Raw genomic sequence first — 11,031 nt, 5'->3', positions numbered from 1 at the left:
CGGTGCCCCCTGGGTGGGGGGGGGGGGGGGGGGCGCAGACCCCCCCCCCCCCCGGCGGCCGAGCCCCCCCCCCCCCCCCCCCCCCCCCCCCCCCGCCCCCCCCCCCCCCCCGGGGGGGGGGGGGGGGGGGGGGGGGGGGGGAGCGTGGCGAGGATTCTCGGGATAGCCACGCTATGCATCCCCCTCACCCCGACCCTCTCCCCGGGGGGGAGAGGGGGATTGCGCCTAACCCACCCCTCCCCGTCGTTGCCAGCCTGGAAGGCGAAGTCCGCGACAGCATCCAGCAGACCTTGCGGCAATTGGAACGCATCCCGAAGCCCGCACAGCAGGCCGCCGAACCGCCCAAGCCGCCTGCGCCGCCGCCCATAGCCGCGATGGATCTCGCCGGCTGGGCCGGGGAGGATTTCAACCACAGGCGCGAGGCGCTGCAGGTCGCCGTCGAGACGGCGCAAGGTCGTGCGCGGGTCGAGGCACAGATCGCGCTGGTCCGTTTCCTGCTCGCCCGCGCCATGGACGAGGAAGGACGCGCGGCGCTGGAAACGGCGGCCAGCCTGTCGCCGGCGCCCGATCAGCGCTATGCCCTGCGCATCCTGGGCGATGCCTTCCGCGCGCTCGACCGTGAGGATGCGCCCGACGACAATCTGTTCGTCCAGCTGCCGGCCGGCGCCATGCCCGACCACACCGTCTGGCGCAGCGCGGCACTGGCGCCGACCCGCTGGGCGGCGGCGAAGGAAGGGCTGCCCATCGCCCTGCGCCGGCTGCTGGACTATCCGGCCGACCTGCGCAGCCGGCTGCTAACCACGCTGGCCGCCGCGGCGGACGAGGCGGGCGACAGTGCGGCGCTGAACCTGATCGTGCTGGAGATGATCACCGTCGATTCCGTGGGCATGGCCGACGGCCGGCTCGACTATTTCCGCGGCCGGCTGGCGGAACTGAAGGCGACGCCCGATGCGGCACTGGAGCGTTACGACGCCGCGGCAGCCTTGCGCCGCGGTCCCTTCGCCCGCCGGGCGGAGGTGCGCGCCATCGAACTGCGCCGCGGCCTGGGCCGGCTGGACGAGGACGGCGCTATCAAGGCGCTGGAAGCCCTGCGCTTCGCCTGGCGCGGCGACGACATCGAAACGGATGCGTTGGCGGCCCTCGGCGGCGCCTATGCCCGCAGCGGCAGGACCGACGCGGCGCTCGACATCTTCGGCCTGCTGGGACGGCGCTTCGGCGCCACCGCACGCGGGCGCGACGCGCTGACCGCCGGGCGCACCCTGCTGACCGCCGTGCTCGACCGGCTGGAGCAGTCGCCGCCGGGCGGGCTCTATGCGCTGGCCTTGCAGGCGCGGCACGGCCGTCTGGTGACGCTGGCCGACAATCCGGACGGCGGGCTGCGGCGGCGCCTCGCCGGCCTGCTGCTGCGCGACGGCTATGGGCTGGAGGCGACCCGCATCCTGCATGCGCTGACCGAAAGGGCGAGCGGTCCGCGCCGGGCGGAGCTTGGCGCCACACTGGCCCGCGCCCTGATCGACGGTGGACGCGAGGGGGAGGCGCTGGACGTGCTGGCCCGCACCGGCGGCTCGGGGCTGGAGCCGGAACTGGCCGAACGCCGGGCGCTGTTGCGGGCCGACGCACTGCTCGGCGACGGCGACACCGTGCGGGCGCTGGACGCGCTGCGGGGGTTGAGCGGAGCGGAGGCGGCGCGGCTGCGGGCGCAGGGGCTGTTCGCCGCCGGGGAATGGCGGGCGGCGCGAACCGCCTTCGCCGAACTGGCCGCCGAACGGGAGGCCACGGGAGCGGAACCGACGGCGGAGGATCTGGCTTTGCAGGGGCTGTCGGCCTATCTGGCCGGCGACGCCGATGCGACGCGCGGTTTCGGTGCCGCGGAACGCGCGCGGCTGGCCGGAACCCGCTGGGCCGGGCTGCTGGACGCGCTCACCCCGCCGCCGGCCGACGGGCCGTTGCGGGCGGAGTCGGTGGAGCGCGACCTTGCCACGGCGGACGCGCTCGGCCGGCTGGCGCGGGCGTGGAAGGGGACTCACTGACCTTTGGGCCCTGATCCGTAAAGCCGCTTTAAACGGCGGGCGGTAGCGTCGGCGGACTGTTGCCCCCAATCGCGATGGCTTTTGCACATCCGGAGAAGAAGACATGCGCTTGATGTTCGGGTTGATCGCGGTGTTCGCCAGCGTGCTCGGCGGCTTCTATGCCATGGGCGGACGGATGGCGGTGCTGTGGCAGCCGGTGGAGATCGTCATCATCATCGGCGCCGGCATCGGCGGCTTCGCCATCGCCAACAGCCCGGCGGTGCTGCGCGACACGCTGCGCGCGGTCGGCGCCATCGCCCGCGGGCGGGCCACGCCCAAGAACGACTATCTGGACATGATCGCGCTGGTCTATGGCCTGCTGCGCGTCGCCAAGTCCAAGGGCATGTCGCAGATCGAGGCGGACATCGACAAGCCGGCCGAAAGCCCGCTGTTCACCCAGTATCCCAACGTCCTGCGCTATGACCGCTGCATCACCTTCCTGTGCGACTATCTGCGCCTGATCGCGCTGGGGCAGGACAACCCGCACGACCTGGAATCGCTGATGGCGGAGGAACTGGACACACTGGGCCGCGAGCTGAACCAGGTGCCTAAGGCGTTGCAGAACCTCGCCGATGCCCTGCCGGCGCTGGGCATCGTCGCCGCGGTGCTGGGCGTCATCAACGCCATGGGCGCCATCAGCGAGGCGCCGGAAGTGCTGGGCCGGATGATCGGCGGGGCGCTGACCGGCACCTTCCTCGGCGTGCTGCTGTCCTACGGCATGGTCGGCCCGATCGCCAGCGCCGCCCGCCAGCGCCGCGAATCGGAACTGAACATGTATTTCTGCATCAAGGCGGCACTGTGCGCCTACCTGCGCGGCAGCCCGCCGCAGGTCTGCGCCGAATATGCCCGCAAGGTGCTGTACACCGACATCCAGCCCAGCCTTGCCGAGGTGGAGGTCGCAACCACGCTGTCGTCGCAGGCCAAGGCCCGCGACGGCCGTCAGGCGGCGTGACCGGCCATGCCGCGCAAGACCGCCCTCCCCCCGATCATCGTCAAGCGCCATCTCGGCAGCCATGACGAGGAAGAGCACAACGGCACCTGGAAGCTGGCCTATGCCGACTTCGTGACGGCGATGATGACCTTCTTCCTGGTGATGTGGCTGATGAACATCACCACCACCGAACAGCGCAAGGGCATCGCCGACTACTTCAACCCGGTGGCGGTGTCGCAGAGCAATTCCGGCGCCGACGGCATGCTGGCCGGCCGTTCGGTCGACAAGACCGGCTCGCTGACCACCCCGAATGCCGCCGGCGATCAGGCGAGCCCGGTGGCCTCCCCGCCCGTCGTCGCGTCGGTCGGCGACAGCGACCGCCAGCCGGCCGGCCGCAAGGACCCGATGCCCCATCCGCCCGGCGGCAATGTTCCGCCGGTGGACCTGCTGCGCAGCGCGACGGAGAGCGCGCCGGTGACGCCTGCCGCCGAACAGCCGGCGCCCGGCGTCAGCGCCACCCGCGCGGAGCTGGAGGCGCTGCTCGACCGCCAGTCCTCCGAACTGACGGAGCGGGTTGCGCTGGAGACGCTGGAACGCGACCTGCGCCAGCGCATTGCCGCCTCGCCGGATCTGAACGCCCTGCAGGGCAGTCTGGTGATCCAGCAGGTGCCGGAGGGCCTGCGCGTACAGCTGACCGATCAGGCCCGCTTTTCGATGTTCAAGGTCGGCTCGGCCCAGATGAACGAGCCGGGACGGCGGCTGATGCGGATGGTGGCGTCGGCGCTGGCGTCGGTGCCCAACCCGATCGGCATCACCGGCCACACCGATGCGCTGGGCTATGCGCCCGATGCGAAGTACGGCAATTGGGAACTGTCGAGCGACCGCGCCAACGCGGCACGGCGCGAGCTGATCGCCAGCGGCATTCCGGGCGGACGCATCGTCCGGGTGGAGGGGCGCGCGGATCTGGACCATTTCGGAGCCGGCGGTCCGCTCGATCCCAGCAACCGGCGGATCAGCATCACGTTGCTGCGGCGATAGGAAATCTCTGGTGGCAACGTTAGACCCCCACCTAACCTCCCCCGCTGGGCGGGGGAGGGACTACCGCCACCCTCCCGCAAAAGCACTTGCCCCCTCCCCCGCCCAGCTCTCGCACAAAGCTCCGCTTTGTGCTGACGCGGCAGGCGGACCATAGGTCCGCTGAGAGCGGGGGAGGGTTGGGGTGGGGGCAATCGAAGCCGACACTCTTCAAATAAATCCCCAATACATTTTAACAAAACCCCTCCCCTTTTCCTTTAAAGCCCCTTTAAAACCCCTTCGCTACCGTTAACCCCGCCAGTCATCCGCGGAGAATCCCGGAACGCACAACCCCCTTCCGTTCGTCGGTTGACCAGAGGATTCCAAGGATGAGCCTGTACAGCGCCATGCGGTCCGGTGTCAGCGGCATGTCCGCGCAAAGCTCGCGCCTTGCCGCCATTTCGGACAACATCAGCAATTCCCAGACGGTCGGCTACAAGCGGGCCACCGTGGATTTCTCGACCCTGGTCACCGTGCCCGGAAGCCGCAGCACCTACACCGCCAGCGGCGTGCAGTCCGCCACCCATTATCAGGTGCAGCAGGACGGCACGATCATGGGCACCAGTTCCGCCACCGATATGGCGATCAGCGGCAACGGCTTCTTCGTCGTCGGCAACAAGGCGTCGGGCACGCCGGAATACTCGCTGACCCGCGCCGGCAGCTTCCTGCCCGACGAAACCGGCTTTCTGCGCAACAACGCCGGCCAGTATCTGGAAGCCTGGAAGCTGAATCCCGACGGCACCATGCCGAACGTCAGCAATTCCCGCTTCGACGATCTGCAGTCGGTCAACATCGGCAATCTCGTCTATGGCGGCAGCAAAACGACGACGATGGATTTCTCCGGCAACCTGCCGGCCCAGGCCTCCGCCGGCGACAGCTTCACCAGCAGCCCGACCTTCTATGACGGTCTGGGCAATCCGCTGGACCTGTCGCTGACCTGGACCAAGACCACCAATCCCAACGAGTGGACGCTGACCGCCACCGGCCCGGCCGGATACACCGTCGGCGGTGCGCCGGTGACGCTGACCTTCGCCGCCACCGGCCCCTATGCCGGAAAGCCGGTGGACGGCGCCGGCCTGCCGCTGGACCCGATGCCGGGCATCACCGTCACTTCGCCGGCCACGCCGACGGCCGACAGCTTCGGCGTGTCACTCGGCAACCTCACGCAGCTGAACGGCGACTATGTTCCGACCATCACCGGCGACGGCGCCAAGGTCGGGCAGGTCACCTCGGTCGACATCGACGACGGCGGCAAGCTGTGGGTGATGTACGACAACGGCGCCCGGCAGGCGCTGTACCAGATCCCGATCGCCACCGTCACCAACCCCGACGGTCTGGTCGCCCAGGACGGCAACACCTACACGCTGGGGGCGGAAACCGGGACCCTGACGCTCGGCGCCGGCAAGCAGGGCGCTGCCGGTACCGTCGTCGGCAGCGCGCTGGAGCAGTCGAACGTCGACATCGCGACCGAACTGGTCTCGCTGATCGAAACGCAGCGCGCCTACTCGTCCAGCGCCACCCTGGTGCGCACGGCCGACGAGATGGTCGAAGAAACCACGCGCCTGAAGCGTTGAGCCCAGCACAGACGGAGCCCCGGCCATGAGCGTCCAACTCGCCCTCACCTCCGCCCTGTCCGGCCTGCGCACGACGCAGCAGCAGGCGGCGATGGTGTCCCACAACCTCGCCAACGCCACCACCGCCGGCTATGTGCGCCGCGACCTCGACCTGTCGGCGGTCACCACCGCCGGCCGGGGTGCAGGGGTGCGGGTGGACGCCGTCGCCCGCAAGGTGGACGAGCTGCTGATCCGCGATGCGCGGTTCGAGACCAGCCGCTACAGCGGGCAGGAGGCGCGCGCTTCGGCGCTGGCCGACTATGCGCTGGTGCTGGGACAGCCGCAGGACGAGAAATCGGTCTCGACCCAGCTGTCGAAGCTGCAGCAGGCCTTTTCCCGCCTGCACGACATGCCCAACGACGACGCGGCCCGCAACGCCGTGGTGTCGCAAGCGACCGCCCTGGCCGACGGGCTGAACCGTGCCGCCGAGGCGGCGCAGACCGTGCAGGAGGATGCCCGCGGCCGTCTGCAGACCTCCGTCGATGCGGTCAACACCTCGCTCCAGCGCATCAGCGACCTGAACGGCAGGATCGCGACGCTGGAGACGCGCGGCGGCGATGCCGGCGACCTGCGCGACGAACGCGACCGCCTGCTCGATCAGGTGTCGCAGGAGATCGGCATCCGAACCTACAGCCGCGAGGACGGCCAGACGGTGGTGATGACCCGCAACGGCCAGACCCTGCTCGACCACCCGCTGGCGCCCGGCGAACAGCCGCTGACCCTGCTGGGGGACGAGGTGATGGCGAACGGCGTCGCCCTGTCGGCCAAGCCGGACAGCGAGATCCAGAGCGGTCGCATCATGGGCTATGTCCAGACCATCAAGCAGGACATGCCGCGCGCGATGGCGCAGCTGGACGAGCTGGCGGCCGGCATCGTCCAGGCCTTCCAGGGGGCGGAGGCCGATCCGACCCAGCCCGGCCTGTTCACCGATGCCGGCGCGGCCTATGGCGCCACCGCCGGGCTGGCCTCGCGCATCGCCGTCAACGACGCGGTGCGGACGGAAAGCTGGCGGATGCAGAGCGGCGTGCAGGCGGCGGCCCCGCTTCAGCCCGGCGACCAGACGCAGATCGACAAGTTCCTGACCGTCTTCACCGATACCCGCAGCTTCGCCGCCACCGACATGCCGGCCTCGGCGACGCTCGGCGGCTATGCCACGGCGATGGTGTCGGCCCAGCAGGGCTACCGCACCGGCGCGGAGTCGGAGATGAACGCGCGCAAGATCAGCGCCGACACGCTGGAAACCGCGCGCATCAACCGCGACGGCGTCAACATCGACGACGAGATGCAGAAGCTGCTGCTGATCGAGCAGAGCTATGGCGCCAGCGCCCAGGTGGTGCAGGTCGCCGGCCGCATGATCGACATCCTGTTGCAGATCAAGGGGTAAGCCGATGCTGTACAATGCCCTGTCCACGCTGGGGATGAGCCGGAAGCTGCAAAGCACCATGACCCGGCAGCAGATGGAGCTGACCCGCGCGAACGAGGAGGTGTCGACCGGCCTCCATGCCGACGTCGCGGCGACCATCGGCGCCGGCACCGGCCGCGACATCGCGCTGCGCAACCTGTTCGACCGCACCGACGAGTATGTGAAGACCACCGACCTGCTCGACGGGCGGATGAAGACGATGGACAGCGCGATGACCAGCATCATCGCGTCGGGCACCGACCTGCTGGCCGCCGCCTCCACCGGATTGGGGCAGCAGTCGCCGACCGGTACGTCTCTGCAGATCCGGGCGCGCGGCGTGCTGGATCAGGTGGTCGGGCTGCTGAACGCCGCGTCCGGCAACAGCTATCTGTTCGCCGGCACGGCGCTGGACCAGCCGCCGATGCGCAATGTCGACGGCGACAAGTCGGGCCTGCGCTCGCCGATGCAGATCGTCCAGGACGCCATCCAATCCGCCACCGGCGGCACGGCGATGCCGAAGTCGGCGGCGGAGACCGCGGCGGTGATCGCCCGGCTGGACGATCTGTTCGCCGTGCGCGACCCGGCGACACCGGCCCCCGCCCCGCTGACCGACACCTTCGAGGGCGGCCTCTACACCGGCACGACGGCGCAGCAGCCGGGCGGCGCCGCGTCGCCGCGCGTCAGCGGCCGGCCGGCGGAGTCCACCAGCATCGCCTATGGCGTGCAGGCCAACGATCCGATGATGCGGGAGATGCTGGAAGGCATCTACATGCTGGCGGCGGTCGACACGTCGAAGATGAACGTCGACGCCTATCCCGACTACATCAAGACCGCGGTGGACAAGTTGTCCGGCGGGCTCGGCAAGCTGCGGGAGGCGACGGCGCAGCTCGGCATCCAGCGCGCCCAGGTCGCCACGCTGGCCGAGCAGCACAAGACGCAGAAGGCGATCCTCAGCCTGCAGATCGACAATCTGGAAGGCGTCGACCCCTACGAGGCCAGCACGCGGATCACCCAGCTGGAGGCGCAGATCGACGCCACCTCCAGCGCCACCGCGCGCATCGCCAAGCTGCACCTGACCAACTACCTCTAGGCCGCATCACCATGAGCCCCGGCATCCAGCTCCCCGTTCCGCGCCGGCTCCGGCCCGCTTTCCGCCGTGCTGTTTTCAGCCGTGCCGCGGCGCTGGCCGGCGGGGTGCTGCTGGTGCTTGGCATGCTGTCGGCCGTGCCCGTTCCGGCGGTGGCGCAGACGCGGGTGAAGGATCTGGTCACCTTCGACGGGGTCCGCCGCAACCAGCTTGTCGGCTATGGTCTGGTGGTCGGGCTGAACGGCACCGGCGACCGCCTCATCAACACACCCTTCACCGAACAGAGCCTGAAGGGAATGATGGAGCGGCTGGGCATCAACACCCGCGGCGAGACCCTGCGCACCCGCAATGCCGCGGCGGTGATGGTGACCGCCAGCCTGCCGCCCTTCCCGCGCCAGGGCACGACGGTCGACGTGACGGTGTCGGCGCTGGGCGACGCCACCAGCCTGCTGGGCGGCACGCTGGTGGTGACTCCGCTGCTGGGCGCCGACGGCGAGGCCTACGCGGTGGCACAGGGGCCGCTGTCGGTCAGCGGCTTCACCGCCGGCGGGGCGGCGGCGACGGTGACCAAGGGGGTGCCGACCACCGCCCGCATCGCCAACGGCGCCACGGTGGAACGCGAGCTGAAATTCGCGCTGAACGATGTCGGACAGGTGCGGATGGCCCTGCGCAATCCCGACTTCACCACGGCGATCCGCATCGCCGACGCGGTGAACGGCCGGCTCGGCGCCGGCAATGCGCGGGTCGTGGATCTGACCACCGTGGATGTGCGGATCACCGGATCCTATGTCGGCAACATCTCCCGCCTGATCGGCGAGATCGAACAGCTGCCGGTCCGCCCCGACGCCATCGCCCGCGTGGTGGTGGACGAGCGCAGCGGCACCATCGTCATCGGCGACGATGTGCGGGTCAGCCGCGTCGCCATCACCCAGGGCAACCTGACCGTCCGCGTCGTCGAGACGCCGCAGGTGTCGCAGCCGCAGCCCTTCAGCAACGGCTCCACCGTCGTGGTGCCGCGCACCGACGTGCAGGTTCAGGAGGGCAACGGCCGCCAGTTCGTGACCGTCGGCGGCAATGTCAGCCTGCAGCAGCTGGTCAACGGGCTGAACGCGCTGGGGGTGGGGCCGCGCGACATGGTGGCGATCCTCCAGGCCATCAAGGCCGCCGGCGCCCTGCACGCCGATCTGGAAATCATCTGACCCCCAGAGACCAGGATGGACAGACCACGATGGAGAGACGACGATGGACATCGCCGCAGCGACCCTCCGCAGCACGGCCGCAATAACGCCTTCGACGCCGGCCATCCCCAACCCCGCAGCCGCAGACAAGGTGGCGAAGGAGTTCGAGGCGATGCTGGTCGGCCAACTGATGGAAAGCATGTTCGCGGGCATGCGTGAAAGTCCGCTGTTCGGTGGCGGCGGCCCGGCGGAAAAGCCGTGGCGCAGCATGCTGTTGCAGGAATATGGCAAGGCCATCGCCGAGTCCGGCACGCTGGGCATCGGCAGGATGACGCACGACGAGATTGCGCGCCTTTACGCAGCGCAAGGAGCGGCCGGGGCGGAGCAGCGGTCATGAGCGTCACCCTCAAGGACCTGATCCACGAATTCGCCCCCGACCGCGTTGCCGAACAGGCGCAGGCGGAGGGGCCGGCCGCGCCCGATCCCGGCTATGACGGCGCCACCGCCCTGCTGGTGCGCGACTTCCTCGACGCCGTGGAAGCGCTTTCGTCCGTGCTGGAGGAGGAGTCCGCCTGCATCGCCGCCGGCATGCTCGACCGGCTGGAAGCCTTCGCCCACCGTAAGGCGGCTATGGCGGAACAGCTGGAAGGTGCCGTGTTGCGGGCGCGGGACGAGGGTATCCGCCTGCCGGACGATCTGCGCGCGATGACACTTGAACGCATCGACCGGCTGGAGCGGGCGGTGACCGTCAACGCCTCCGGCCTCGTCGCGCTGCGCAAGGCGGTGTTGACGATCAACCGCAACCTGCTGACCGCGCTGGAGAAGGCATCCAGCGACGGCACCTATGCCCGCGACGGACAGGCGCGTCGGCCGGTGGAACTTTCGGCGTCCGGCCTGAACGCGACGCTGTAGGGCTTATCCACGATCCTTGACGCTGGCCAGTTCGCCGGCCTGCTCCAGCTTGATGATGCAGGCGACGAGCGCCCGCTGAAATCCGCGGGCATCGGACGGCAGGGAGACGCCGGCGCCGGTCGGCCAGAACTCGACGAAGGCGAGGCCACCCTCCCCTTCCGTGCCGGGCCATTCGAAGGCGATGCCCAGTCCGATCTCCTTCGTCGTCCTCCGGTGATCGGTGACCAGGATCTGCGTTTCCCAATGCATGCCGCCGCCGCCCTTCTCGGCCCGCTGCTGGCTCCAGGTCCGCAGATAATCGCGGAAGCTCTCCGAGCGGCGGTCCAACCGGACGTAGCTGGAACGGTCCGTCACCGATTGCGCCAGCTTGGTGGTGTAGCGGGCCTGGACCAGGGCGCGCGTCACATCGGCACACAGATCATCGATCAGCGTGAAGCTGCGCCGCACTGTGTCGGACAGGGCGGCCGCAAGCGCGAGACCGGTCAGGGCCGCCGCGGCGTGGTCCTTGCGGTAGATGTCGAAAAGATCGTCCGGATCGCCCATCGCCGTCCCCACGCCGCCGCCGTCCGGCGGTTCAATCCACCGAATTGACCAAAAACAAATTAATAGCCGGTGAAGCGATGCAGAATTGCGCGCCCCAAACGCCGAAACGCCTCGGCTCTGACGAACCGGGGCGTTTTGAATTGGCGTGAAGATGCAAGCTTATGCTTCGTGTTATGCGTCTCTTGAGGCTGAGTGACCTGGCGGCGACCTACTCTCCCACGT

Annotated in this window: 10 protein-coding genes; 9 read left to right on the top strand and 1 reads right to left on the bottom strand. The window is 69.5% G+C overall.

The window, feature by feature from the left end:
• Positions 1-299 precede the first annotated feature (299 nt).
• From FZ029_RS32360 to FZ029_RS32320, 9 genes are all read left to right on the top strand, one after another.
• Positions 300-2,030 carry a hypothetical protein gene (locus FZ029_RS32360; RefSeq protein WP_247892607.1) on the top strand — a complete coding sequence of 577 codons (1,731 nt, stop codon included), beginning with the start codon at positions 300-302 and terminating at the stop codon, positions 2,028-2,030.
• A 103-nt stretch (positions 2,031-2,133) separates the two neighbouring features.
• Positions 2,134-3,021, top strand: coding sequence for a flagellar motor stator protein MotA (motA, locus tag FZ029_RS32355; protein ID WP_085090949.1), 888 nt, complete (start codon positions 2,134-2,136; stop codon positions 3,019-3,021).
• A gap of 6 nt (positions 3,022-3,027) precedes the next feature.
• A complete protein-coding gene (locus FZ029_RS32350) occupies positions 3,028-4,038 on the top strand; it encodes a flagellar motor protein MotB (protein WP_149274252.1) in 1,011 nt (336 codons plus the stop codon).
• A gap of 365 nt (positions 4,039-4,403) precedes the next feature.
• Positions 4,404-5,648 carry a flagellar hook protein FlgE gene (locus FZ029_RS32345; protein ID WP_149274250.1) on the top strand — a complete coding sequence of 415 codons (1,245 nt, stop codon included), beginning with the start codon at positions 4,404-4,406 and terminating at the stop codon, positions 5,646-5,648.
• A 25-nt stretch (positions 5,649-5,673) separates the two neighbouring features.
• The gene (flgK, locus tag FZ029_RS32340) at positions 5,674-7,071 is read left to right on the top strand and encodes a flagellar hook-associated protein FlgK (protein WP_149274248.1); all 1,398 of its coding nucleotides are present in this window, start codon (positions 5,674-5,676) and stop codon (positions 7,069-7,071) included.
• Positions 7,072-7,075: 4 nt separating this feature from the next.
• The gene (locus FZ029_RS32335) at positions 7,076-8,179 is read left to right on the top strand and encodes a flagellin (RefSeq protein ID WP_149274246.1); all 1,104 of its coding nucleotides are present in this window, start codon (positions 7,076-7,078) and stop codon (positions 8,177-8,179) included.
• Between the two features lie 11 nt (positions 8,180-8,190).
• Positions 8,191-9,375 (top strand): flagellar basal body P-ring protein FlgI, encoded by a 1,185-nt coding sequence (locus tag FZ029_RS32330; RefSeq protein WP_149274244.1) that lies wholly within the window; start codon positions 8,191-8,193, stop codon positions 9,373-9,375.
• A 43-nt stretch (positions 9,376-9,418) separates the two neighbouring features.
• A complete protein-coding gene (locus tag FZ029_RS32325) occupies positions 9,419-9,751 on the top strand; it encodes a rod-binding protein (RefSeq protein ID WP_149274242.1) in 333 nt (110 codons plus the stop codon).
• The gene (locus FZ029_RS32320) at positions 9,748-10,266 is read left to right on the top strand and encodes a flagellar protein FlgN (RefSeq protein WP_149200694.1); all 519 of its coding nucleotides are present in this window, start codon (positions 9,748-9,750) and stop codon (positions 10,264-10,266) included. The genes FZ029_RS32325 and FZ029_RS32320 overlap by 4 nt, the downstream gene beginning before the upstream one ends.
• Before the next feature lie 3 nt (positions 10,267-10,269).
• Here the strand turns inward: FZ029_RS32320 and FZ029_RS32315 are convergent, their stop codons facing one another.
• Positions 10,270-10,809: a hypothetical protein gene (locus tag FZ029_RS32315; RefSeq protein ID WP_149274240.1), complete on the bottom strand. Its 540-nt coding sequence runs from the start codon at positions 10,807-10,809 to the stop codon at positions 10,270-10,272.
• Positions 10,810-11,031 lie beyond the last annotated feature (222 nt).

Source organism: Azospirillum sp. Sh1, assembly GCF_008365135.1.
Classification (GTDB): domain Bacteria; phylum Pseudomonadota; class Alphaproteobacteria; order Azospirillales; family Azospirillaceae; genus Azospirillum; species Azospirillum oryzae.
Note: the sequence above shows the minus strand (reverse complement) of the source record. Positions and strands in the feature narration are given on the sequence as shown.